Source organism: Bacillus mobilis (assembly GCF_001884045.1).
Taxonomy (GTDB): domain Bacteria; phylum Bacillota; class Bacilli; order Bacillales; family Bacillaceae_G; genus Bacillus_A; species Bacillus_A mobilis.
Genome location: NZ_MACF01000125.1, coordinates 1 through 22,759, shown reverse-complemented (window position 1 = coordinate 22,759; position 22,759 = coordinate 1). Strand labels below are relative to the sequence as shown.

Sequence of the window (22,759 nt, the reverse complement as noted above, 5' to 3'; positions counted from 1 at the left end):
ATGAACTGTAAACCGTATGGTATTATAAATGCGAACGTAAGTTCGATTTTATAAATTGGAAAAAGAGGTGTCCGTATGATTTTAGGTATTAATCCGTACTTAGTTTTAGATGGTGGTGGGCAAGAGGCTGTACAGTTTTATAAAGAGGCGTTAGATGCAAAAGTAGAAGTCATGCAAACTTTTGGTGACATGCCTGAAAATCCAGAATATCCGATTCCAGCTGAAGCAAAAGAGCGCGTTTTACATGCTACTTTAAAAGTTGGTAATACGGACCTTATGATTTCTGATACATTCCCAGGTAAAGGGCATGCAATCGGATCTCAAGTAACAATTGCAATTCAAATTAGTGATGCAGGAAAAGCGAAAGAAGTATTCGAAAAGTTACAAGAGGGCGGAGAAGTTATTATGCCACTTCAAGAAACATTCTGGAGCCCAGCATACGGACAACTTAAAGATAAATTTAGCATTGAATGGCAAATCACAACGAACCCTACTGAACAAAAGTAATTTTTAGAAAAGCACCATGTTTTGAAATGGTGCTTTTTTTTATACAATAAAAACAAAGGAGATGGGATATATGGGAGAAATTTGGTATGGCGGCACCATTTACACGATGCGAGAAGAAAATGAAAAAGTAGACGCTGTTTATGTTGAAAACGGTATGATCGTTGATGTCGGGAGTAAAGAAGAGTTAGGAGACCGATATGCTGCGGTTAAATTGCACGATTTAGAAGGCAGAACGATGATTCCAGGTCTCGTTGATAGTCATATGCATCTTATTGGGCATGGAGAGAGGTTACTCCGTCTAGATTTATCAAACTGCACATCTTATAGTGAAGTGCTGACTTTCGTGCGGAAGCGAGTGGAAGAAGCTCCAAAGGGTTCTTGGGTTATTGGAGAAGGATGGAATGAAAATAACTTTATAGATACGAAAGATGTTCATGTGAAAGATTTAGATGAAATCTCGAAAGAACACCCCATTTTATTAAAGCGTGTTTGTCGTCACGTGACATGGGTGAATTCATACATACTGCAAGAAGCGAACATAACAGAAGCGACGCAAGACCCGAAAGGCGGAAAAATTGGTCGTGATGCGTCAAATAATTTAACAGGACTTTTATATGAACAAGGGCAAGAATTAATTAAACATGTGCAGCCAGAAATTGATGAAGTTTATTTACAAAGAGCTTTGCAAACAGCGATTAAAGACTGCTGGCAATATGGGCTCGTTGGTGGGCATACGGAAGATTTAAATTATTACGGTGGTTTTAGAAAAACGCACAATGCGTTTTCTCATGTTATAAAGGAAATGCCATTTAAAGCACATTTACTCGTTCACCATGAAGTAGCACATGAACGAAAAGAATATGAAAATGAGCATTATATTGAATTTGGGGCGATGAAAATTTTTTCTGATGGTTCTTTTGGCGGAAGAACAGCTTTATTAAGTGAACCGTATAAAGATGCGCAGGAAACAAATGGAGTGGCAATCTTCTCACGCGAAGAGCTTGCGGAGTTAGTGAAAAAAGCACGAGATTTACATATGCCAGTAGCGATTCATACAATCGGTGACTTATCGTTAGAATATGTCATTGATGCACTTGAATTATATCCACCAGCAGAAGGATTGCGTGATCGCATTATTCATTGTCAGCTCGCTCGTGAAGAGTTGGTTGAGAGAATGAAAAACTTGCAAGCCATTATTGATATACAACCAGTTTTTGTTTCATCAGATTTTCCATCCGTCATTGAAAAACTAGGAGAGCATCGTCTTCGTTATGCGTACGCTTGGAAGACGTTACTGGAAGCGGGATTACATTGCAACGGTGGATCTGACGCGCCAATTGAACAAGTGAATCCGTTTTTAGGCATATATAGCGCTGTTACACGTAGAAGTTTTATTGACGGTATATGTTATATGCCGGAAGAGAGATTAACGGTATATGAAGCTGTCTCTTTATTTACAACAGGAAGTGCCTATGCAATTGGAAAAGAATCGAAGCGAGGACAAATCGCGAAAGGATATGAAGCGGACTTTACGATAGTAGATCGCAATATTTTTGAAATAGAGGCAGAAGAAATAAAAGAAGTGCAAGCAGAAATGACTGTAATTGATGGGAAGATTGTGTATAGGAAAGACGTGTGAAAATATATCGATTTACCGACAAAAGCTACCAATATTGGTCGATAGCGAGAAAAATAAAAAACCGCAGCATTATGGAATATCATAATGCGGCGGTTTTTTTCATGTTATAAAAACGTTCTCTGTACTTTTTCCCAGAAGGAATTGTTTTTTAATTTAACTGTTTTAATTTGTTTATCGCTTAAGCGTACAACAGCTTTTTCGACTTGTTTAATGCTAAGTGCTTCATTATCCATACCAATAACAGGATAATCGTTACCGTCTGGTCTTAGTTTTAAAGTTAGTGTACGTTCGTGATTTAAAATGAACGGTGAACCGAGCGTACGATATGTGTTGTTATTTAATGATGCTAGTTCGCTTACTTGGAAACATGGGATAAGCGGATCAACAACTGCACCATGCAATGATTTGTTGTAAGCTGTACTTCCTGTTGGGGTAGAAACTACTAAACCGTCCCCTCTAAATGTTTCGAAGTATAAATCATCAACGTGAACATCTACAACAAATGTTTTAATAATGCTAGAACGTAATGAGAACTCATTTAAACAATAGAAAGATGTACCGTGATCTACATCTACCTGAATTGTTGGATATTTGCGCACTTCAATTTCGTTTTTTGTAATTTCTTGAAGGGCTGTATCGATGTGATCAATGTGGAAATCACAGTAGAACGAAATTTCATCTTTCGTAGAAATCCCTGCGTATAAGCAATCTTCTCTAAAACCAGTTTTACGAACGGCTTGTAAGAAGGTTGCATCATCTCCAACACTGACGATAGCGTTTGCATTTTTTGGATGATCTAATATGGTAAATCCATTCTCTTCTAAAATACGATAGATTGGGTTCATTTTTTCAACGAGCGTTGCTTTGTCATCACCATAAAAGAAAAATAAATTGCGACGATCTGCCATTATGTATCCCTCCACTGCAGTTAAATTTTCTGTTTTTCGTGCTACATATCATTAGAGTCCGTTCTCGATGATATGTTCAAATAATATATTTCGATATAAAATGTCAAAATCCCTTTTTATTTTTAGAAAAATTTTTATATTCAATCTTATGGAATTCTGTTTAATGATGAATAAACTTGTCGATAATGGGTACGGAGTGAAAGGATGATACGTATGCAGTGGTTCGTAATTGGAATAATAATTCTTCTCCTTTTTATTTTGCTTATACTATTGTCGAAAATAAAGCTTAAAGTGACATTTTTATATTCAGAAATGGAAAAGCAATGTTTGTTTCAAGTGAAAATATGGATGATTCGATATACATTCGATGTATTGGAAAGAATTGAAAAGCAACAAAAGAAGACAGGACAAAAGATCGAGAAAGCTGAAGAGGACGGCGGATTAGATAATAAAATTATAGCGCAACTTGATAGTATGGGGGAGCTGATAAAAAAGCTGCAAGAAGTTCATACTATTGTTAAAGATTTTCTCAAACGAGTGAAAATCAATGGTTGGAGATGGCATACGCAAATTGGTGCAGGTGATGCAGCTAGTACTGGAATTGTCACTGGATATGCATGGGGGACAAAAGGAATGGCTGCTGGAGTTGTAGGACAATATATGCATATTGTCGATGTACCTGAATTTGAAATTACGCCTGTTTTTCAAGGGAAAGGATTTGCGTCAAGATGTGAGTTAACAGCATCCTTTCGTATATTCCGTACTGTAAAAACAGCGGTGAAATTGCTTATGTTTATGAGAAAGCAAAAATCTGGTGTGACAGAAAAATCTGTTCAAGCATAGGGGGGATATAGAATGGACCATCCAATTCAAGGTTTAATGACAACCGCAATGCAGCATTTAAAACAAATGACTGATGTAAATACAATTGTTGGTGATCCGATTAAAGCGGCAGATGGAAGTGTAATTCTTACCGTTTCGAAAGTTAGTTTCGGCTTTGCCGCTGGTGGAAGTGAATTTGGTAAAGAACAAGCAGGCCGTCATCCATTTGGCGGGGGAAGTGGAGGAGGAGTTTCTATTAATCCTGTTGCTTTTCTTGTTATAAATGGAGACGGTGTAAAAGTGTTGCATTTAGATAAGCAAACACACGTCATCGATAAAATAATTGAATTAGCGCCACAAGCTGTTGATAAAGTGAAGGAAATGATGGATAAACGAAAAGAAGACGATCCTGAATTTCAAATTTAACAAATAAAGAAGCTGATCAATGGATTGGCTTCTTTAATTTTTTTGTAAATAAAGCGATTTTATTTGCATTATCGATAGGGACAAACTATCATTTACATTGTACATATTTTGTTTAAATAAGGGAGGATTTTCAAGTGGCAAACGTAACTTTTAAAGGTAATCCAATGACTTTAGTTGGAACAGAAGTTAAAGTTGGCGATCAAGCGCCAAACTTCCAAGTATTAGCAAACGACTTATCTCCAGTAAGTTTAGAAACATACAAAGGCGAAGTAAAATTAATTAGTGTTGTACCTTCAATCGACACAGGTGTGTGTGATGCACAAACACGTCGTTTTAACCAAGATGCAGCAGGTATTGAAAACGCGAAAGTATTAACAATTAGCGCTGACTTACCATTCGCTCAAAAGCGCTGGTGTGCAGCAAACGGTTTAGAAAATGTTGTAACACTTTCTGACCACCGTGACCTTTCATTCGGTGAAGCTTACGGCTTAGTAATGAAAGAGCTTCGTTTACTTGCTCGTGCAGTATTCGTAGTAGATAGCAACGACAAAGTAGTTTACGCAGAGTACGTAAGCGAAGGTACAAGCCATCCAAACTATGAAGCAGCATTAGAAGCAGCTAAATCTGCAAAATAATGTGAAGGAAATGACCTCTTATAAAGAGGTCGTTTTTTCTCATATATTGCTGCGTAACGGTACCAATATATGAGAAAAAACGTTATATCATATATAACTGAAAGGGGAGCTCTTTGCAGGAGGTCGCTTTTTCTTTTTGGAAAAAAACACTTTGTGGTATGATATAAGTTATGTGTAAAAGAGAGAAGGAGGAATGTACGTGAGTCAGACAGTAGAAACATTATTTTCTATTTTTGATTCTTCTGCGGTAGTTTTACGTAAAGAATTAGATGTAACATATTTAGAGGCGCTTGTAGAAACAGGTGATAACTTGTTTGAAGGAGCGATTTTACAAGAGGAATTATCTGAGTCAGCAATTGAAAGGCTGAATCGTGAATATAGTACGTTTAATGAAGAAACATATAAAGGTGAAGAAATTCGTAAAGCATTTCAGTTAGCCATTTTAAAAGGAATGAAAGAAGGCGTACAAGCGAATCACGAAATGACGCCTGATGCAGTTGGCATGTTCATGAGCTACTTATTCCATAAATTTATGCAAGGTCAAAACGAAATTACGGTGTTAGACCCTGCAATTGGAACAGGTAATTTAATGACTACAGTGTTTAATAGCGCCAAAGAAGGACTAGCAATGAGTGGGTTTGGTGTAGAAGTGGATGAAGTGCTAATTAAACTTGCTTTAGTAAATGCGAATTTACAAAAGCATGCAATCGAATTCTTCCATCAAGATGGACTAGCGCCACTTTATATCGATCCGGTTGATGCAGTCGTTTCAGACTTACCGATTGGTTACTATCCAAATGAAATCGGTGCAAGTGAATATAAGTTAAAAGCAGATGAAGGAATGTCATATGCTCACCACTTATTTATTGAACAAAGTGTGAAACATACGAAAGAAGGCGGGTACTTATTCTTCCTAGTGCCAAACTTCATCTTTGAAAGTGACCAAGCACCAAAATTACATGCATTTATTAAAGAAACATGTTTTATTCAGGGGTTATTACAGCTACCTGTTTCCATGTTTAAAAACGAGAAAAATGCAAAAAGTATATTTGTTCTCCAAAAGAAAGGCCCTAGTGTAACGATGCCAAAACAGGCGTTATTAGTGGAGTTACCTAAATTCTCCAACATGAAGGCGATGGAGAACATTATGGATCAATTAAATACTTGGTTTGCAACGCATAAATAAGGCTAGGTATATGTAACAGGGTTAGTAATTCATGTAGTACAGTTTTATATGATATGTCATATTTTTAAATATATACTAGATTTAACTGAATTTTTTTGAAATCTGTAATATACATTTTTTCTTGGTGTTACAATTTTTTCACTTGAAATATATGTCGGACGATGTTTAAATTAAAATCGTGAGTATAAAATTTGCTAATGATGAAACGTTTTCATATGTAGTGAATTTAATTAGATAAAATCGAGCGGTTTGTGGAAACATCCACACAACTACCAAGAGAAAAAGGGGCGAAAGACTAGATGTCAAAAATCATCGCGATTAACGCAGGAAGCTCTTCCTTAAAATTCCAATTATTTGAAATGCCAAGTGAAACAGTATTAACAAAAGGTTTAGTAGAACGTATCGGTTTAGAAGATAGTATCTTCACTATTACTGTAGATGGCGAAAAACAAAAAGAAATTACAAACATTCCAGATCACGCAGTAGCAGTTAATATGCTTCTTAAAAAATTAACTGAAAACGGAATCGTTAAATCTCTAGATGAGATTGGCGGTATCGGTCACCGTGTTGTTCACGGCGGCGAAAAATTTGCTGACTCTGTTTTAATTACTGATGAAGTATTAGCTGATATCGAAGAATTAAGCGATTTAGCACCACTTCATAACCCAGCAAACCTTGTTGGTATTAAAGCATTCCAAGAAGTATTACCAAACGTACCAGCAGTAGCAGTATTCGATACAGCATTCCACCAAACAATGCCGGAATCTGCATTCCTATACAGCTTACCATATGAGTACTATGAAAAGTTCGGCATCCGTAAATACGGTTTCCACGGAACTTCTCATAAATACGTAACTGAGCGTGCGGCTGAATTATTAGGTCGTCCACTTGAAAGCTTAAGCTTACTTTCTTGTCACTTAGGTAACGGTGCAAGTATCGCAGCAGTAGAAGGCGGTAAATCTATCGATACTTCTATGGGCTTCACTCCACTTGCTGGTGTAACAATGGGTACACGTTCTGGTAACATTGACCCTGCGTTAATTCCATACATCATGGAAAAAACAGGCCAAACAGTAGAAGAAGTAGTTAGCGTATTAAACAAGAAGAGTGGTATGTTAGGTCTTACTGGTTACTCTAGTGACCTACGTGACATCATTGCGAAAGAAGAAGAAGGCGATCACCGTGCGAAAGTAGCACTTGATGTATTCGTAAGCCGTATCCACAAATACATCGGTTCTTACACTGCTCGTATGAAAGGTGTAGACGCAATCATCTTCACAGCTGGTGTAGGTGAAAACAGTGCAATTATTCGTGAGCGCGTATTAGAAGGCCTTGAGTACATGGGCGTATACTTCGACGTAAAACGTAATAACGTATTCGGTGAAGAAGCATTCATCAGCTTCCCACACTCTCCAGTAAAAATTATTGTAATTCCAACTGACGAAGAAGTTATGATTGCTCGTGACGTACTACGTCTTGGAAATATTGGTTAATATACTATATAAAAAAGACGAGATCCTATAGGATTTCGTCTTTTTTTTGTTGGATATAGTTTAACATTCCATCTGGATAGAGTACTTTTTTCTCCTGAATGAATGCCGTAATGGGAATCCATTTCGCATACGATACTATTTGCTCATCTTGTATATTCATTTTTTCCATTTCATATAGTGATGTGTCTAATAAGCGTAAAGAATATAGCTGAATGATTTCATGACCAATTTCTCCATCAAGATGAAAGATGTTTTCTAAGCAGCCTAAATAATTGGTGATTTCCACTTCTGTATGAAGCTCTTCTTGAAATTCACGAATAACGGTATGTGCTGATTTTTCACCAAGTTCAATTGATCCACCAAGAGGTCGGTAAAATGTTTCATCGCCTGTATGATACTCTTGTACGAGAAGGCGATCTTGATGTATAGCAAGACCAAAAGCTTTTGCACGTGGATACATATTGCAATCACTCCTTATTTATTTTGTATAAGGATGATTATAATGTGTTTTGTAATAAAAGGTCTCGTGTATTTAAGCCTGTGGTCTAATCGTTATCCCATCAAATAAGTCATTCCAAAATGCTTCATTATACTGAAATACATCCATAATAGGGCATTTTATAGCGCAAATATTTTGTAATCCCCAATCTTCTTCTACAACAGTTGATACATCATCAGGAATGAGTAATAGGACAGAGAATGTATGTTTAACTATTTGAGATAAAATGTGTTCCAAGGAACGAGCTTCTTCGTATGTTCCTCCAGTTCGAATAAACAATATGGATTCTTCCGTTTCAATTGTCGTTAGAAAACGATGAATTCGATGCTCATAGTTTAACTTAATTTCTGTATAAGAAGGCCAAGAAGTTGGTGTGTTTACATCTGTTTTAAAGTCGTGGCAAGAGTCAATTTCATATAGGTTGTCACGGAGTCTTAATTTTGCACCATCATCCCAAAATGAGATGAAGGATAAGTTTTCGAACTGTAAAAAACGGTCAAATCGATTTTGTAATAATACATTCACTTTTTCTAATGAAGGGCTTAGCATAAAATCGATAACACCAAAAAATGGTGATAATTTGAATTGATATAAAGCCCAAGCAGGCCAGCAGTTTTGCCCTAAGCTGAATACTGCATTATATTCTTTTTTTATATTGGATAGATTCATGTGGTTCATCTCATCCTTTTTGTTAATATTTTATGTCATTAAAAAATGGTATGTGAATCAAGATAGACAAGCATATTTGCAAAGAATAAGCAGAAATATGTTACAATAGAAAAAAATCGAACGAGGTGGTTGTTACGATGCGATCGAAGCGAGAACAAGCCATTTTAGACAATATAAAAGAATGGGAATTGCAATTAGTTGAGCAAGAAGCGACTGACTTTCAAAAAATGTTTGATAAATGGGTACATACGACAATTGCGAAATTACCTGAGAAAAAGCGAAAAGATTTCTTTACGAAAGCAGATGGATGGCTTTTTCATTTGCATGCATTAATTCAAAGTTCACAATCACAGTTAGATGCGCGTAATCGTATCTTAGGAACGTCGAGATTGTTTGATGAATCGATTGAGCAACTAGAAGATTTAAAAGCGTTATCTATTGATCAGTTAACATACATAGCAGAGCAGCAAACAGCACGACATCGTTTATATTCATTCGTACAAGGCGGAGCAACGGGTGCTGGAGGTTTATTATTATTAACGGCTGATTTTCCAGTTATGCTTGCGTTAAATGTGAAGGCTGTCCAACTTATTGCCACATCGTTTGGACATGATGTGAACAAGCCTTATGAAATGATGCTTGCGTTAAAGGTGTTTCATGCGTCATTATTACCAGGAAGACTTCAGCAATATGCATGGTACAATTTACTGCAAGAGTTAGAGCAAGAAGATTCGTTCTTCTATGAAGGAGACGAAGCGGTATTACAACCAGCTTCTACTGAAGTTGTGTTAAAACAAATTTTGAAAACATTTTCGATTTATGCTCTTCGTCGTAAATTATTCCAAGGTATTCCGGTAATTGGAATGGCAATTGGGTCTACAGTGAATTATCGTTTAACAAGAAACGTTACTGAATTTGCAAATAGATTTTATCAAGTGCGCCACATAGTCGAGAAGGAAAAAAGAGCGTAAAAAAAGCGAGAGGCCGAAGCCTTTCGCTTTTTTAATTTGTTGCATGCTTTTTGGACATTGGAATAGATACTGGTTGCTTTTCTTCTGCTTTTTCTGTTTTTGGATAATAAATTAAATCCAATGTTTTTGCCTGTACGGCAATCGAAAGAATAGTAAAAGCAATTTCTGTCCAATTTAAATAATATAATGAAAGCGCAAGAACAATCGCGTCAAAGACGAAGAAAATTTGCCCAATTGTAAAACGAGTTCGTTTACTTAATACAATTGTTAAAATATCGTCCCCGCCGGTTGCACCGCCAAATCGCAATATAAAACCGAGTCCAATACCAGCTAATGCACCGCCAACTACTGCAGCTATAAATAAATTGTTTGATAAATCGACCGTAAATGGAGAATAATTTTCCATAAGAGAATAAAATACTCCGAATGAAATCGAACCTAGGAATGAATAGCCAACCATTTTTCTACCTAAAAATGAAGCACATAGTAAAATAATTGGGATATCCATAATTACAGTTGAAATAGATGGTGAAATATCATAAAAATTTTGGATGAATAGTGCAATTCCTACAAAGCCACCTTCTGTTAAGTGGTTTTGGAAGTGAATGTGATATAGCGCTGCTGCTAAAATAAATGAACCGATTAAAACCATAAAAATTTCTTTAATAATTTGTCGACTTTGGATGTTCCTCATCGTTATTCCTTCTTTCCGTAGTTAGTAGTCCTGTTTGTGTTGTAAACTAACTACGAGCTCACATGTAGCTTTCAGTTAGTTTACGAAAAAACTAACTACGCTATATGTCGCTGAAGAAATAACGAATAATCCTCTCGTCCATCAATTCTCCCTACCTTCGTTTTAGTTTAAGTCTTAAAACGACTAAACAAAACGTGGAGTAGGATTCTTCATTTAGCAATCCTTCTCTTCTTTGTTTTGTTTAGCTAGTAACAATTAAGTCCTAAACAAAACGCTATGTGTAAGAAGAGTCTTTTTTTTGCCAAATTATCCTTCGGGCAATCATAATTTCCCCACTCTCGTATTTTTTTCGCTAGACTAAAGTATCTGAGCTGAAAAATACGCTACGTGTATGATTCGTCAATACGATGCCACATGCTCCTTCGAGCGATCATGATATCAAAATCCCTTCCTTCAAGATTTATATTATTATATCATACTTTCAAAAAATGTATGCGGATGGAAACCGACAATAAACGGAGGGAATCTACAAAAATTGTTATGTTTAAATATTTTTGTAGAAAAGCCTAAGTTATTTCGCTAAGTCGGACAGTATTTTTAGTTTGTCCAATAAGTAAGAAAAAAAGAGTTTTTATTCAGTTGTATTCTTTTTATCACTTTTATCTTTAAAAAACGTATCCCAGCTAATCACACTTAAAAACGTTAAAGCGATAATAACGAAAGCGCGCATAAATTTTAGACCTCCTTTTGTACACAGTATATGAATCGTTCACTTTGGAATGTGTCATTTTTTTACAAGTCTTAACTATTATGAGAGTATATTAATATAGATAGATGAAAGGGAGAATGAAGATATGCTAAAAGACATGTTTAAAAGAAAAGAATTAACATGCGTTTCATGTCAGAAAAAGATTCAATATGAAGAAGAGTTAGTTGCCTTTGTAAAGTTACCGAAAGAAAGAAGTATATTAGTTGGTCCGTTTGATGTGTGTTTGGCGAAAACAGCACAAGAAATATATTGTAAATCGTGTTACGACAAAAAAGCATGACCCAAAGTAATTTAGGGGCATGCTTTTTTCATTGGTGTGCTTTCCCCTCAGATACATTTTGAGTGAGTCGATACCAAAGCCAAAGATCATTAATGATGGAAGCGAGATCGGCAATTTCTGAATTCAGTTTGCAAGAAATTTCGAAGTCTTCTTCGTTATTTAAATGATGCTGTTTTGTATTAATAGTGTGCTCGAGTTCTTTTATTCGATCAGGAATCTTTCCGCGAACTTGTTCCCATTTCAATAAAATAGCATGCTGCATTTTTTCGGGGATATCTTCCCAATCTTCTTGTAAATGAGGAATTTCAATTCCTAGATGATTATCGTATAAGAAATATTTTTCCATAAGTTCACCCCCGTTGTCCTGCTTATATTGTACATAAAAACAGAAAGAAGTTCGACGGAATTGTTTGAAAAAATTTGAAAATGACTCTTGATACATTTTGTAAAAGGTGTTAAAGTGTGAATTATTATAAAAGAAAATGAATATTTATTCTTTAGGGGGATGCAAAATGGAGAAGAAAAAAGTGGTATTAGCATATTCCGGAGGTCTTGATACTTCCGTTGCAATTAAATGGTTACAAGAGAAGAATTATGATATTATCGCGCTTTGTTTAGACTTAGGGGAAGGTAAAGACTTAGCATTTGTAAAAGAAAAGGCACTTTCAGTAGGTGCAATTAAATCATATATGATTGATGTTCAAGAAGAATTTGCAAATGAATATGCATTGATGGCGATGCAAGCGCACACGTTATACGAAGGGAAATACCCTCTCGTTTCTGCGTTATCACGCCCGCTTATCGCGAAAAAATTAGTAGAAATTGCAGAACAAGAAGGGGCGACTGCAGTTGCGCATGGATGTACAGGGAAAGGGAATGATCAAGTTCGTTTTGAAGTTTCTATTCAAGCATTAAACCCTTACTTAGAAGTGATTGCGCCTGTACGTGAATGGAAATGGTCACGTGAAGAAGAAATTGCCTATGCAAAAGAAAACAATGTACCAATTCCGATTAATTTAGATAGCCCGTTTTCAATCGATCAAAATTTATGGGGACGCAGTAACGAATGTGGCATTTTAGAAGATCCATGGGCAGCGCCGCCAGAAGATGCATATGAGATGACATTGGCATTAGAAGATACACCGAATAAACCAGAGTTTGTAGAAATCGGTTTTGAAGCAGGCGTACCGACGACTTTAAATGGTACTGCATATTCACTTTCAGAACTAATTAAAACGTTAAATGCACTTGCTGGAAAACATGGCGTTGGACGTATCGATCACGTAGAAAATCGTCTTGTTGGTATTAAATCGCGTGAAGTATACGAATGCCCAGCTGCAATGACGTTAATCACAGCACATAAAGAGCTGGAAGATTTAACGCACGTAAAAGAAGTAGCGCATTTTAAACCGGTGATTGAGCAGAAAATAACAGAACTTATTTATAACGGTTTATGGTTCTCTCCTTTAAAACAAGCACTTCATGCATTCTTACAAGAAACGCAAAAGAATGTAACAGGTACAGTGCGTGTGAAATTATTTAAAGGTCATGCGATTGTAGAAGGACGTAAATCTGAGTACTCTTTATATGATGAAAAACTAGCAACGTATACTGCCCAGGACGAATTTAACCATGATGCAGCAGTTGGATTCATTTCATTATTCGGTTTACCGACGAAAGTATACAGCCAAGTGAATCAAAAGAAGGTGGAAGCGTGAGCAAACTTTGGGGCGGACGTTTTACAGAAGAAGCGGAAGCATGGGTTGAAGAGTTCGGAGCGTCCATCTCCTTCGATCAACAATTAGTAAATCAAGATATAAACGGGAGTATTGCACACGTAACGATGCTAGCAAAGCAAGGCATCGTTACGAAAGAAGAAGCAGAGAAAATAAAGGTAGGGCTTCAATATTTATTAGAAGAAGCGAAACAAAATAAATTACATTTTTCAGTAGAAGCAGAAGATATTCACTTAAACATTGAAAAAATGTTAATTGAACAAATCGGTGAAGTAGGAGGGAAACTTCATACTGGCCGAAGCCGTAATGATCAAGTGGCGACTGATATGCATTTATATTTAAAAGAAAAAGTAGAACATATTATAAAAGCTACAAAACAATTGCAAACTGTTCTTGTTCATCAAGCAGAAAATAATATTGAAACCATTATGCCTGGTTATACGCATTTGCAACGTGCCCAGCCAATTTCATTTGCTCATCATATTCTCGCTTACTTCTGGATGTTAGAGCGTGATGTGAATCGTTATGAAGATTCGTTAAAGCGTATTAACATTTCGCCATTAGGGGCAGGAGCGTTAGCAGGAACAACATTCCCGATTGACCGAGAATATAGTGCGGTGCTTCTTGGATTTAATGGAATCTATGAAAATAGTTTAGATGCAGTAAGCGATCGTGATTTCATACTGGAGTTTTTAAGTAACTCATCTATGCTCATGATGCACTTATCACGCTTTTGCGAAGAACTTATTTTATGGAGTAGCCAAGAGTTTCAATTTATTGAAATGAGCGATCAATACGCAACGGGCAGCAGCATTATGCCGCAAAAGAAAAATCCAGATATGGCGGAACTTATTCGTGGTAAAACAGGCAGAGTATACGGTAATTTATTTAGTTTACTTACAGTTATGAAAGGATTACCGCTCGCTTATAATAAAGACTTACAAGAAGATAAAGAAGGAATGTTTGATACAGTAAAAACAGTAGAAGGATGCCTTCACATTATGGCAGGCATGCTAGAAACGATGACTGTCAACAAAGAAAAAATGGGGCAAGCTGTAACCAAAGATTTCTCAAACGCAACGGAAATTGCTGACTACTTAGCAAGTAAAGGACTACCATTCCGTCAAGCTCATGAAATTGTTGGGAAGCTAGTGCTACACTGCACACAAAAAGGAATTTATTTATTAGATGTACCACTTGAAACGTATAAAGAAATGAGTTCGTTATTTGAAGAAGATTTGTATGAAGTTCTTTCACCATATGCAGCTGTGAAACGTCGTAACAGTGCTGGCGGGACAGGATTTGAGCAAATTGAAAAAGCTTTGGAGAAGGCGAAGGGGTTAGTTGGAGAGTTTGTAGGAAGTTGATTGGTAAGAAAGAAGGTGCGCTAACCTTAGTAGAGGGAAGCGTACCTTTTTTGTGATTTTTATAGCTTAAAATCAATCATACTTATGTCGATCTTCCGTAATTCGAATATATTCAATATCCATTAAATCTCGTAGTAATGCACCGTTACTTAGTTCAATTCCGTGTGTCTCTTTAAAATGTGCACGAATCGTCTCTAACATTTCAATTTCTTTTCCATTCACATCTAAAATAATACGTTCAGAATCATCCATGTAGCATCCTCCTTTTTTTAACATCTATATTTTGTCCGTCTATTTCTAAAAAATGTATGTTAACCTAAAGTTAGGAAATAAGAAAGGAATGGAAAATGAGACGTATTTATTTTATAGGGATAATTTTGTACACATTAATTGTATTACACGCTGCATTCCCAAACATCTTTTCATTTAAGGATGTAGAAACAGTACACGTTGGGATATTTATTTTTATTCTATTTATAGTAGATTGCTGTATTTCGATATGGCTTTCGAAAAGAAAACATGTACAAAATAAAAAAGAAATGGAACGGAAAAAGAGAAAACGTTCCTTTTGGATGATGACATACTGTTTGTCTTTATCGCTTACTGCTGTTTTTTCAGTGAGCATATTCCATTAGAAAGATTAGATATTGGATTTGGAGCGTTCGTATTTGTATATTATTTTTTCATGCACTTTCTTCCTTATATGAAAGAGAAGCGAGAAGAAGAGGAAGATCCGCTTGTAGAAGAAGCGAGAGAACAAGAGCATAAGAGAATAGAAGAAGATATACAGAAACTTGGAGAACAAAAATGGTATTTGAAGTCTAAAATTACATATGTTCTGTGCTTTATCACGCCGCCAATCGGTTATTTGTATGTGTTCTTGCTTCGTAAAAAGATGACAGAAGATGCACGACAATCGTATTTAACGGTTGCGACGATTATGATGGCATTATGGTCTTTGAAGTTCTTACCGCCATATGTGTTGGCAATTGTTATTGTTGTAGTGGTTTGTCTTGTATTTATAGTGAAGTATGTGAAATGAAAAACACCAAGCCCATGTGGACTTGGTGTTTTATTTATGAATTAAAGATCACCTTGCTCCTCATCACCACGAACAACAAGGACATCGCATTTCGCATAGCGAATAATATGTTCAGAGACGCTACCAATTAGGAAACGCTCAACAGCATTTAAACCAGTTGCACCACACATAATTAAATCTACTTTATGGTTTGGAGCGATTTCTTTTGAAATTTTAGATTTAGGATTACCGAATTCTAATACAGTTTCAATTTTTTCAAGACCAGCTTCAAGCGCAGTTTTTTTGTAGTCTTCTAATAAGTCTTCTGCAAATAGATTTGCACGTTCAGCAATTGCACGGCTATAAGCTTCTACTGCTGAGTATGCTTTTACATCAACGATATGAGCAATTGTTAATGTTGCATCGTTTCGTTTTGCGACTTGAATTGCTTTTTTAAAGGCTTTTTCTGCTTCTTTAGAACCGTCCACCGCGATTAAAATATTTGTATATGTATTATTCATAGTAAATTCCTCCCAATCATTTTTATTACTGTTTACAACTTTATTATAAAACAAATTTTGGTAATGTGCTTGCCAGAAAGGTTACAGAATTTCGAAAACTCTGTTTCAATTCATTTTAGTTGTAATTGGTGCAAGAACTTGTTACATATGAACTATGGCAATTTAAAAGGAGGCAGTTTTTTGTGAGACATGCGCTCATTACAGCCGGTACGAAAGGTTTAGGAAAGCAAGTAACAGAAAAGTTATTGGCTAAAGGATATTCAGTAACAGTAACATATCATAGCGATATAACTGCTATGGAAACGATGAAAGAAACATATAAAAATATGGAAGAACGTCTACAATTCGTGCAAGCGGATGTCACGAAAAAGGAAGATTTACATAAAATAGTAGAAGAAGCGATAAGCCGTTTTGGCAAAATTGACTTTTTAATTAATAATGCTGGTCCATATGTATTTGAACGAAAAAAGTTAGTTGATTATGAAGAAGACGAATGGAATGAAATGATTCAGGGTAATTTAACAGCGGTGTTTCATTTGTTGAAACTTGTCGTTCCTGTTATGAGAAAACAAAACTTTGGCCGTATTATTAATTACGGATTCCAAGGAGCAGATAGCGCACCGGGCTGGATTTACCGTTCAGCTTTTGCAGCAGCGAAAGTAGGACTTGTTTCATTAACGAAAACAGTTGCTTACGAAGAAGCGGAATATGGTATCACTGCAAATATGGTATGTCCTGGTGATATTATTGGTGAAATGAAAGAAGCGACAATTCAAGAAGCGCGTCAGTTGAAAGAACAGAACACACCAATTGGTAGATCTGGAACAGGTGAAGATATCGCAAGAACGATTTCGTTTTTATGTGAGGACGATTCCGATATGATTACCGGTACAATTATTGAAGTAACTGGTGCAGTAGATGTTATTCATAGACATCGATAGAGCGAAATAAAGTGAAGTTTCGAATAATTGGACAGTTTATCTTGTATGCTGAAAGGCGCGGATAATACTGTCCTTTAATGTAAAATTAAATCTATCGGAAAACTTGTATTATTTTTTGTCAAATATTGAGATATTATGTTAAAATATAAGAGCGTAGAAAGCGCTTTAAAAAATGATTCAGGGGTCATTTCATAACTCAAGGGGGAACTAATAATGCGTATCGGTATTCCAACAGAAATTAAAAACAATGAAAACCGCGTGGCAATGACGCCAGCGGGAGCGGTACATTTAGTACAAAATGGTCATGAAGTTTTTGTTCAAAAAGGAGCAGGTATAGGATCAGGCTTTACAGATGAAGAATACGTACAAGCTGGTGCGAAACTTGTTGAAACTGCTGAAGAAGCATGGAATCAAGATATGGTTATGAAGGTAAAAGAGCCAGTTGCAAGTGAATATGGTTATTTCCACGAAGGTTTAATTTTATTCACATACTTACACTTAGCTCCAGAACCAGAATTAACGAAAGCATTAATTGATAACAAAGTGGTATCAATTGCATACGAAACAGTGCAATTAGACAATCGTTCTTTACCATTACTTGCACCTATGAGTGAAGTAGCTGGTCGTATGTCTGCACAAATCGGTGCACAATTCCTTGAGAAAAACAAAGGCGGTAAAGGTATTTTACTTGCAGGCGTTCCAGGGGTAAAACGCGGCAAAGTAACAATTATCGGCGGTGGTCAAGCTGGTACAAACGCAGCGAAGATTGCAGTAGGTTTAGGTGCAGATGTAACAATCATCGACTTAAGCGCAGAACGTCTTCGTCAACTAGATGACATTTTCGGTAACCAAGTAAAAACGTTAATGTCTAACCCATACAACATTGCAGAAGCTGTAAAAGAATCTGACCTTGTTATTGGTGCGGTATTAATTCCAGGTGCAAAAGCGCCAAAACTTGTAACAGAAGAAATGATTCAATCAATGGAACCAGGTTCTGTCGTTGTAGATATCGCGATTGACCAAGGTGGTATTTTCGAAACAACTGACCGTATTACAACTCACGACAACCCAACTTACGAAAAACATGGCGTTGTTCATTATGCAGTTGCTAATATGCCAGGTGCGGTTCCACGTACATCAACTCTTGCATTAACAAATGTAACAGTACCATATGCAGTGCAAATTGCGAACAAAGGCTACAAAGATGCTTGCCTAGGCAATACTGCATTACTAAAAGGTATTAACACATTAGACGGATATGTAACATTCGAAGCAGTTGCAGAAGCACACGGCTTACAATATGCTGATGCGAAAGAGCTACTTGAAAAAGCTCCTGCTTTATCATAATAGAAATACATGTAAGCCCCTCCTTTGATAAGGAGGGGCTTTTTATTTGAGCTAATTGTCTAGTTTCTTTACGATTCTTAATCCGAACATCATTGTAAAGAAAAGAATGCCGAATAAGTAATACAAGGCATACTCAACTCGTATCATCGAATTTTTGTCAGTGATATATAAAATAAATAGTATCGCAGAACCGATTAAATGAGAGAGGCCGAAAATTTGTGCCATAAGTTTTAAACTCATCTTCTCGATTCTTTCATCCATTTCAGGTAATGGATACTTCTCGGAATCGCTCTTTTTTTTCTTAAAGAATATCCGTTTCACTACGAATAGTATCAAGGCTAAGAGTATGTATACGCCAGTGAATAGAAGGACAGAACTAATCTTTTCTTCATCATTACTATTGAAATAAAGAAAAGTTGAACCTAACAACAAAATGGTAAGATGCGAAATGAACTCTTGATTAAAAGTGTTTTTCATTCTTTTTCCTCCCCAGTTTTATCTAATTGAAATAAATCTTCTACTTTACAGTTGAAAAACTCACATAATTTCAATGCTAATTCTAAACTTGGGTTGTATTTGTTTTTTTCGATAGCGATGAGGGATTGTCTAGTGATTTGAACAGAGGAAGCTAATTGTTCTTGGGTGATGTCTCTAACGACGCGGAATTGTTTCACCTTATTTTTAATCAAATATACAAAGTCTCCTTTTTGTAAATTTGTTACATTTATTATATCCATTTTTAGGTAATAAGTAAATGAAACTTTACAAAAAGTAAACAAAACTTTACGTGAAATATAGCTTGTTATGATATTGTTTTTTGTGATAATTTGGAATTGAATGAAAATCGGAAGTCGAAAGTCGAAAGAGGGGAATTGGATGGGAAGAACTATGGAAACAGTAAATCTATTAGAGTTAACAAAAGACATTCAAGATCAACATAAAAACTTCGTCGTTTCAAATATAAATAGTCATTGCTTACGAATCGCTGTATTTACTGGTGAATATGATTGGCACTATCATTCTAATTCGGATGAATTATTTATTGTGTTAGAGGGAGAACTACTTATCGATTTTGAAGATGGAGAGACGGCGATTTTAAAGCCGAATGATTCGATCTTAATTCCAGCATGCACGATTCATAGAACGAGAGCATTAAAGAGAACAGTAAATCTTTGTTTTGAAAATATAGAAGCTGATACGATTAAAGTGGAGCAATTATGAAAAAATTATCTGTAGCCGAGTATAGAAAAATCCTTCCGATTTTAGAAAGTAATGCAAGAACGACGACGTTTGCTTATGCGGTATGTGACCAAATGATAGATGGTGAGATTTTTGCCAACGAGAAGTTAACAGCAGGATTAATTCGTACAGCTAACGGTATCTATTATTTATTTGGTGATACGGATGATCAAAATTATAACGAAGATCTATTTGCGTATTTAAAAGTGGCTCTTGAAAAAACAGAGAAGAGATTTACACTCTTCACTTCAATTGAAGAGTGGGAAATAATGATTGAAGGGCGTTTTAGTAATGTACTTCGGAATATGCCGCGAATGAAATTTCAAAGAGAAATTTCTGAAGAGAAAAAACAAGATGCAAACAAAAATACATATGAAGTGAAGCGTATTGATAAAAGTGATATAGAACGAAGCAGTGAATTTACAGAGGAGTACTACAAAGAATATTGGGGATCAAAAGAAACGTTTTTGAACGGTGGTTTTGGATTTTGTATAGAACAAGATGGGATGATTATAGCTGAATGCGTCTCAATATTTAGCGGGAATAGTTTTGCTGAAATCGATATTGCTACGCATAAAGCATATCAAGGAAAAGGATTAGCTCAAGCTGTTGCGACACGGTTCATTGAACATTGCATGCAAAATGATATTACACCGTGCTGGGATTGTTATGTAGACAATATTCCTTCGCAAAAATTAGCTAGTAAATTAAGTTTTAATCATCCAATAGAATATAGTTTGTTTGTACGGAAGAGAACGGGGGAATAAAAATGAATGTGGAGTTAACGAGATTCAAAGTGAAACAAGGTAAAAGTCATCGTGTAGATGAATGGATGCAGCTTCTTAATGACAATATGAAAGAAGTGCTTTTGACACTAAACGACGAAAAGATGTACGTTGAGACAATTTTCCGGGAAATAAGAGATGGAGAAGAGTACTTATATTGGTATTCTGTGCAAGGAGAAGGCGGGGCTCTTGTCGAAAATTCTCATCATGAAGTTGATAAAAAGCATTTGGAATTTTGGTATGAGTGTATTGATGAAGAAGCACCCTCTGTTGATATGAAAACAGAAGTCGTTATGATTCAAGATGTTGTAAAAGAAGCGATGAAATAATAGATTGGTATTTTATAACCGTAAAATGGTCTTCTTTTTGGTTGGAATATATATTATTGGAGATGCTGTAGGATGATGATTAGTAATAAATATATCACTCTCGATGAAATAGAAATAATAAGAGAACCCTTAAATAAATTAAATGAATATCATAATAATAAATCAAAACATTTTTCAGGTGATTATCCAAGAATGACATTTGAGGAACGTATTGAAAATTATAAACAGAATTCAAAGTATGGAGAATATAGAATTGAATTATTAGTTGAGGCGGAAACAGGTGATATATTAGGATTTTGTATAGCGTATAGTAAAAGTGTAAACGGAAAGATTGAAGTTTTATTCGTTGATGAAAAATATCGAAGAAACGGATTTGGTTTAAAATTAATGAATAGTGCAGTGGAATGGTTTAAAGCGAGGAAGATAGATGAAATTGAATTAACAGTAGTGTACGGGAATGAAGCTGTATCGTTTTATGAAAAGCTGGGGTTTTATCCTCGTTCAATTATTATGGCAACTAAGTCATAACTATAGTGTGGGGAGAGATGAATGGGAGTTTTTGTTTCAAAAAATGATTCATATGTTACTAAAGTATATGTGTAGAGCACATCAAAATAGATGTGCTTTTTATTATAATAAACATTTAGAAAAGCTGTATTTAGATAGCTTTAAGTGAAAATAAAGGGGGGATATCAAAAATATTTTAGGGAAAACTATAATGAGATGGAAAACTTCAAACCAAAAGAACTACCAATATACGGTGTAGTTGTAACAGGCAAAACAGAGGGTTTACAAAGTTTACAAGGAGCACCATATATTAAGGCGGCTGTTAGAGGTGTAACAGTTGAGAAATATTAATCACAAACGATTAATGTGAATAATCAGAAAATTTATGTTATAATATGGGAAAAGGAGGTTCATATGAGGCAAATACATGGAGCAATTTATATTTACATAACAATGTTTTTCGTGGCTATATCTTATGGATTAGGGCACGTGTATTCGCATCCTATACTAACTTTTTTAAGCGGAGCATGTATGGCGTTTGCGCTTCTTGTCCACCTTTTCTCAGTTTGGATCGTGAAATTTCAATTAAATATTAATGAAATAGAAGAAGGCACTTTTTAAGTGGCCTTCTTTTTTTAATAATATTTTGGAAGTTCTTGTAGCAATTTTTCAATTTCGCATTCTGTTTCTTTGCATATAGACAGTGTACGTAATCTGAAAAATAAGCTACGTAAGAAAGATTTTATATTTCCGTATAGAAATTCGTATGATTCAATATGTAGAGTTAATTTTTTTACTTGTAATTGAGCTACTAAATCATGAAGGGCTAATATGAGTGTTTCTTCCTTTAGGCCACTTTGTAGCATTGCGACAATCGGATAAACGAGGCGTTCATCTTCTTCATATTTGTAATAGATGGAATGAACACAAACTTTGTTTAATAAAGTTTGTAATATTTCTTCGTAATATAAAGTTTCTAGTTTAGGGCTATTCACAAGCGCCTCAAATGTATCAGAAGCATGAGCGATACTATGTGCCCAGCCGTGGTCTTGAACATATCCACGGAAATCATGCTCATTGTTCATATATAGCACTAATCGATCTTTTACATGTAAAAGATCAGCCTGTGATAAGAAATTATGATTTGTATCGGCATCAATAATGAGTGCAATTAATAATGTTGTAAATGCGCGGGTAAATACCGCATCTTTGTCATCTGAATGAATGTTATACAATAAATAGTTTTCACTAATGCTTTCTAATAATAGTTTCTGTAATTGTGTGTGTGAAATGTAGTCCTTTTTGATGAGATGGTAAAAAGTAGAGCAAATAAGTTTGTCCCTTAAATAGCTATCGGTAACACCGATATGTTTAAGCATATTGGAAATTAAAAAATCCATGTTAATTGTATTATCCATTACGTAATTATTATTACGAATTTCTTCTAACTGCTGTTGTAACATATAAA

The 22,759-nt window shown here is 35.6% G+C and carries 28 protein-coding genes and 2 pseudogenes; 20 read left to right on the top strand and 10 right to left on the bottom strand.

The genetic code is table 11. The features are described from left to right. Positions 1-75: 75 nt before the first annotated feature. Entirely contained in the window at positions 76-507 is a 432-nt protein-coding gene (locus tag BAQ44_RS24125; RefSeq protein ID WP_063260706.1) for a VOC family protein, read from the top strand. 70 nt (positions 508-577) lie between these two features. Beyond that, entirely contained in the window at positions 578-2,146 is a 1,569-nt protein-coding gene (locus BAQ44_RS24120) for an amidohydrolase (protein ID WP_071724293.1), read from the top strand. Between the two features lie 104 nt (positions 2,147-2,250). On the opposite strand, the gene BAQ44_RS24115 is transcribed toward BAQ44_RS24120, so the two are convergent. Continuing rightward, positions 2,251-3,054 (bottom strand): NAD kinase, encoded by an 804-nt coding sequence (locus BAQ44_RS24115; RefSeq protein WP_071724291.1) that lies wholly within the window; start codon positions 3,052-3,054, stop codon positions 2,251-2,253. Positions 3,055-3,258: 204 nt separating this feature from the next. Here BAQ44_RS24115 and BAQ44_RS24110 point away from each other — a divergent pair, with 204 nt between their 5' ends. From BAQ44_RS24110 to ackA, 5 genes are all read left to right on the top strand, one after another. Next, entirely contained in the window at positions 3,259-3,897 is a 639-nt protein-coding gene (locus tag BAQ44_RS24110; protein WP_063260709.1) for a DUF2953 domain-containing protein, read from the top strand. A gap of 12 nt (positions 3,898-3,909) precedes the next feature. Next, positions 3,910-4,302: a GerW family sporulation protein gene (gene ytfJ, locus BAQ44_RS24105; protein ID WP_063260710.1), complete on the top strand. Its 393-nt coding sequence runs from the start codon at positions 3,910-3,912 to the stop codon at positions 4,300-4,302. A 134-nt stretch (positions 4,303-4,436) separates the two neighbouring features. After that, positions 4,437-4,937 carry a thiol peroxidase gene (gene tpx / locus BAQ44_RS24100; protein WP_000024525.1) on the top strand — a complete coding sequence of 167 codons (501 nt, stop codon included), beginning with the start codon at positions 4,437-4,439 and terminating at the stop codon, positions 4,935-4,937. Between the two features lie 199 nt (positions 4,938-5,136). Next, a complete protein-coding gene (locus tag BAQ44_RS24095; RefSeq protein WP_000084362.1) occupies positions 5,137-6,123 on the top strand; it encodes a class I SAM-dependent methyltransferase in 987 nt (328 codons plus the stop codon). A gap of 299 nt (positions 6,124-6,422) precedes the next feature. After that, the gene (gene ackA, locus BAQ44_RS24090) at positions 6,423-7,616 is read left to right on the top strand and encodes an acetate kinase (RefSeq protein ID WP_063260711.1); all 1,194 of its coding nucleotides are present in this window, start codon (positions 6,423-6,425) and stop codon (positions 7,614-7,616) included. Between the two features lie 25 nt (positions 7,617-7,641). On the opposite strand, the gene BAQ44_RS24085 is transcribed toward ackA, so the two are convergent. Further along, on the bottom strand, positions 7,642-8,076 hold the full coding sequence (locus BAQ44_RS24085) for an NUDIX hydrolase (RefSeq protein WP_071724289.1): 435 nt from the start codon (positions 8,074-8,076) through the stop codon (positions 7,642-7,644). Positions 8,077-8,148: 72 nt separating this feature from the next. Continuing rightward, entirely contained in the window at positions 8,149-8,784 is a 636-nt protein-coding gene (locus tag BAQ44_RS24080) for a DUF1796 family putative cysteine peptidase (protein ID WP_071724287.1), read from the bottom strand. Positions 8,785-8,921: 137 nt separating this feature from the next. On the opposite strand from BAQ44_RS24080, the gene BAQ44_RS24075 reads away from it, so the two are divergent. Next, on the top strand, positions 8,922-9,755 hold the full coding sequence (locus BAQ44_RS24075; RefSeq protein ID WP_063260714.1) for an EcsC family protein: 834 nt from the start codon (positions 8,922-8,924) through the stop codon (positions 9,753-9,755). 31 nt (positions 9,756-9,786) lie between these two features. On the opposite strand, the gene BAQ44_RS24070 is transcribed toward BAQ44_RS24075, so the two are convergent. Further along, entirely contained in the window at positions 9,787-10,449 is a 663-nt protein-coding gene (locus BAQ44_RS24070) for a YitT family protein (protein ID WP_063260715.1), read from the bottom strand. A gap of 854 nt (positions 10,450-11,303) precedes the next feature. On the opposite strand from BAQ44_RS24070, the gene BAQ44_RS24060 reads away from it, so the two are divergent. Then, positions 11,304-11,498, top strand: a complete 195-nt coding sequence (locus BAQ44_RS24060) for a hypothetical protein (protein WP_000910292.1) — start codon at positions 11,304-11,306, stop codon at positions 11,496-11,498. A gap of 28 nt (positions 11,499-11,526) precedes the next feature. On the opposite strand, the gene BAQ44_RS24055 is transcribed toward BAQ44_RS24060, so the two are convergent. Further along, positions 11,527-11,844 (bottom strand): hypothetical protein, encoded by a 318-nt coding sequence (locus BAQ44_RS24055; protein WP_063260716.1) that lies wholly within the window; start codon positions 11,842-11,844, stop codon positions 11,527-11,529. A 166-nt stretch (positions 11,845-12,010) separates the two neighbouring features. Between BAQ44_RS24055 and BAQ44_RS24050 the strand changes: the two genes are divergently transcribed. Together BAQ44_RS24050 and argH are read left to right on the top strand one after the other, a co-directional pair. Beyond that, a complete protein-coding gene (locus BAQ44_RS24050) occupies positions 12,011-13,216 on the top strand; it encodes an argininosuccinate synthase (RefSeq protein WP_061679881.1) in 1,206 nt (401 codons plus the stop codon). Beyond that, the gene (gene argH / locus BAQ44_RS24045) at positions 13,213-14,601 is read left to right on the top strand and encodes an argininosuccinate lyase (protein ID WP_071724285.1); all 1,389 of its coding nucleotides are present in this window, start codon (positions 13,213-13,215) and stop codon (positions 14,599-14,601) included. The genes BAQ44_RS24050 and argH overlap by 4 nt, the downstream gene beginning before the upstream one ends. A 72-nt stretch (positions 14,602-14,673) precedes the next feature. Here argH and BAQ44_RS24040 read toward each other — a convergent pair whose 3' ends face one another. Further along, positions 14,674-14,853: a hypothetical protein gene (locus tag BAQ44_RS24040; RefSeq protein ID WP_052943339.1), complete on the bottom strand. Its 180-nt coding sequence runs from the start codon at positions 14,851-14,853 to the stop codon at positions 14,674-14,676. 95 nt (positions 14,854-14,948) lie between these two features. On the opposite strand from BAQ44_RS24040, the pseudogene BAQ44_RS24035 reads away from it, so the two are divergent. Beyond that, positions 14,949-15,643, top strand: a pseudogene (locus tag BAQ44_RS24035) (hypothetical protein). 41 nt (positions 15,644-15,684) lie between these two features. On the opposite strand, the gene BAQ44_RS24030 reads toward BAQ44_RS24035, so the two are convergent. Next, the gene (locus tag BAQ44_RS24030; protein WP_063260721.1) at positions 15,685-16,143 is read right to left on the bottom strand and encodes a universal stress protein; all 459 of its coding nucleotides are present in this window, start codon (positions 16,141-16,143) and stop codon (positions 15,685-15,687) included. Between the two features lie 182 nt (positions 16,144-16,325). On the opposite strand from BAQ44_RS24030, the gene BAQ44_RS24025 reads away from it, so the two are divergent. Continuing rightward, a complete protein-coding gene (locus BAQ44_RS24025) occupies positions 16,326-17,084 on the top strand; it encodes an SDR family oxidoreductase (RefSeq protein WP_071724283.1) in 759 nt (252 codons plus the stop codon). 213 nt (positions 17,085-17,297) lie between these two features. After that, a complete protein-coding gene (gene ald / locus BAQ44_RS24020; RefSeq protein ID WP_001219387.1) occupies positions 17,298-18,431 on the top strand; it encodes an alanine dehydrogenase in 1,134 nt (377 codons plus the stop codon). Between the two features lie 51 nt (positions 18,432-18,482). Here the strand turns inward: ald and BAQ44_RS24015 are convergent, their stop codons facing one another. Together BAQ44_RS24015 and BAQ44_RS24010 are read right to left on the bottom strand one after the other, a co-directional pair. After that, complete coding sequence (locus BAQ44_RS24015) at positions 18,483-18,908, bottom strand: hypothetical protein (protein ID WP_063260722.1); 426 nt, start codon at positions 18,906-18,908, stop codon at positions 18,483-18,485. After that, the gene (locus BAQ44_RS24010) at positions 18,905-19,168 is read right to left on the bottom strand and encodes a helix-turn-helix transcriptional regulator (RefSeq protein WP_002003636.1); all 264 of its coding nucleotides are present in this window, start codon (positions 19,166-19,168) and stop codon (positions 18,905-18,907) included. The genes BAQ44_RS24015 and BAQ44_RS24010 overlap by 4 nt, the downstream gene beginning before the upstream one ends. A gap of 151 nt (positions 19,169-19,319) precedes the next feature. Here BAQ44_RS24010 and BAQ44_RS24005 point away from each other — a divergent pair, with 151 nt between their 5' ends. The 6 genes and pseudogenes from BAQ44_RS24005 (at position 19,320) to BAQ44_RS23980 (ending at position 21,912) form a co-directional block, all read left to right on the top strand. Further along, positions 19,320-19,652: a cupin domain-containing protein gene (locus BAQ44_RS24005; protein ID WP_071724342.1), complete on the top strand. Its 333-nt coding sequence runs from the start codon at positions 19,320-19,322 to the stop codon at positions 19,650-19,652. After that, on the top strand, positions 19,649-20,437 hold the full coding sequence (locus BAQ44_RS24000; RefSeq protein ID WP_071724282.1) for a GNAT family N-acetyltransferase: 789 nt from the start codon (positions 19,649-19,651) through the stop codon (positions 20,435-20,437). Before BAQ44_RS24005 ends, BAQ44_RS24000 begins: the two co-directional genes overlap by 4 nt. A 2-nt stretch (positions 20,438-20,439) precedes the next feature. Next, complete coding sequence (locus BAQ44_RS23995) at positions 20,440-20,784, top strand: DUF6176 family protein (protein WP_071724280.1); 345 nt, start codon at positions 20,440-20,442, stop codon at positions 20,782-20,784. A gap of 72 nt (positions 20,785-20,856) precedes the next feature. After that, positions 20,857-21,312, top strand: a complete 456-nt coding sequence (locus BAQ44_RS23990) for a GNAT family N-acetyltransferase (RefSeq protein WP_071724278.1) — start codon at positions 20,857-20,859, stop codon at positions 21,310-21,312. A 153-nt stretch (positions 21,313-21,465) separates the two neighbouring features. Further along, positions 21,466-21,642: pseudogene (locus tag BAQ44_RS23985) on the top strand (anti sigma factor C-terminal domain-containing protein); the annotation flags it as partial. Positions 21,643-21,705: 63 nt separating this feature from the next. Then, positions 21,706-21,912 carry a hypothetical protein gene (locus BAQ44_RS23980; protein ID WP_071724275.1) on the top strand — a complete coding sequence of 69 codons (207 nt, stop codon included), beginning with the start codon at positions 21,706-21,708 and terminating at the stop codon, positions 21,910-21,912. Positions 21,913-21,926: 14 nt separating this feature from the next. Here the strand turns inward: BAQ44_RS23980 and BAQ44_RS23975 are convergent, their stop codons facing one another. After that, a complete protein-coding gene (locus tag BAQ44_RS23975) occupies positions 21,927-22,754 on the bottom strand; it encodes a DUF2785 domain-containing protein (protein WP_071724341.1) in 828 nt (275 codons plus the stop codon). Positions 22,755-22,759: the final 5 nt, after the last annotated feature.

Bases quoted from the DNA above. Each gene is read 5' to 3' on its own strand.
- BAQ44_RS24125 (WP_063260706.1), top strand. From the start codon at position 76: ATGATTTTAGGTATTAATCCGTACTTAGTTTTAGATGGTGGTGGGCAA.
- BAQ44_RS24120 (WP_071724293.1), top strand. From the start codon at position 578: ATGGGAGAAATTTGGTATGGCGGCACCATTTACACGATGCGAGAAGAA.
- BAQ44_RS24115 (WP_071724291.1), bottom strand. From the start codon at position 3,054: ATGGCAGATCGTCGCAATTTATTTTTCTTTTATGGTGATGACAAAGCA.
- BAQ44_RS24110 (WP_063260709.1), top strand. From the start codon at position 3,259: ATGATACGTATGCAGTGGTTCGTAATTGGAATAATAATTCTTCTCCTT.
- ytfJ (WP_063260710.1), top strand. From the start codon at position 3,910: ATGGACCATCCAATTCAAGGTTTAATGACAACCGCAATGCAGCATTTA.
- ackA (WP_063260711.1), top strand. From the start codon at position 6,423: ATGTCAAAAATCATCGCGATTAACGCAGGAAGCTCTTCCTTAAAATTC.
- BAQ44_RS24085 (WP_071724289.1), bottom strand. From the start codon at position 8,076: ATGTATCCACGTGCAAAAGCTTTTGGTCTTGCTATACATCAAGATCGC.
- BAQ44_RS24080 (WP_071724287.1), bottom strand. From the start codon at position 8,784: ATGAATCTATCCAATATAAAAAAAGAATATAATGCAGTATTCAGCTTA.
- BAQ44_RS24075 (WP_063260714.1), top strand. From the start codon at position 8,922: ATGCGATCGAAGCGAGAACAAGCCATTTTAGACAATATAAAAGAATGG.
- BAQ44_RS24070 (WP_063260715.1), bottom strand. From the start codon at position 10,449: ATGAGGAACATCCAAAGTCGACAAATTATTAAAGAAATTTTTATGGTT.
- BAQ44_RS24060 (WP_000910292.1), top strand. From the start codon at position 11,304: ATGCTAAAAGACATGTTTAAAAGAAAAGAATTAACATGCGTTTCATGT.
- BAQ44_RS24055 (WP_063260716.1), bottom strand. From the start codon at position 11,844: ATGGAAAAATATTTCTTATACGATAATCATCTAGGAATTGAAATTCCT.
- BAQ44_RS24050 (WP_061679881.1), top strand. From the start codon at position 12,011: ATGGAGAAGAAAAAAGTGGTATTAGCATATTCCGGAGGTCTTGATACT.
- BAQ44_RS24040 (WP_052943339.1), bottom strand. From the start codon at position 14,853: ATGGATGATTCTGAACGTATTATTTTAGATGTGAATGGAAAAGAAATT.
- BAQ44_RS24030 (WP_063260721.1), bottom strand. From the start codon at position 16,143: ATGAATAATACATATACAAATATTTTAATCGCGGTGGACGGTTCTAAA.
- ald (WP_001219387.1), top strand. From the start codon at position 17,298: ATGCGTATCGGTATTCCAACAGAAATTAAAAACAATGAAAACCGCGTG.
- BAQ44_RS24015 (WP_063260722.1), bottom strand. From the start codon at position 18,908: ATGAAAAACACTTTTAATCAAGAGTTCATTTCGCATCTTACCATTTTG.
- BAQ44_RS24010 (WP_002003636.1), bottom strand. From the start codon at position 19,168: ATGGATATAATAAATGTAACAAATTTACAAAAAGGAGACTTTGTATAT.
- BAQ44_RS24005 (WP_071724342.1), top strand. From the start codon at position 19,320: ATGGAAACAGTAAATCTATTAGAGTTAACAAAAGACATTCAAGATCAA.
- BAQ44_RS24000 (WP_071724282.1), top strand. From the start codon at position 19,649: ATGAAAAAATTATCTGTAGCCGAGTATAGAAAAATCCTTCCGATTTTA.
- BAQ44_RS23995 (WP_071724280.1), top strand. From the start codon at position 20,440: ATGAATGTGGAGTTAACGAGATTCAAAGTGAAACAAGGTAAAAGTCAT.
- BAQ44_RS23990 (WP_071724278.1), top strand. From the start codon at position 20,857: ATGATGATTAGTAATAAATATATCACTCTCGATGAAATAGAAATAATA.
- BAQ44_RS23980 (WP_071724275.1), top strand. From the start codon at position 21,706: ATGAGGCAAATACATGGAGCAATTTATATTTACATAACAATGTTTTTC.
- BAQ44_RS23975 (WP_071724341.1), bottom strand. From the start codon at position 22,754: ATGTTACAACAGCAGTTAGAAGAAATTCGTAATAATAATTACGTAATG.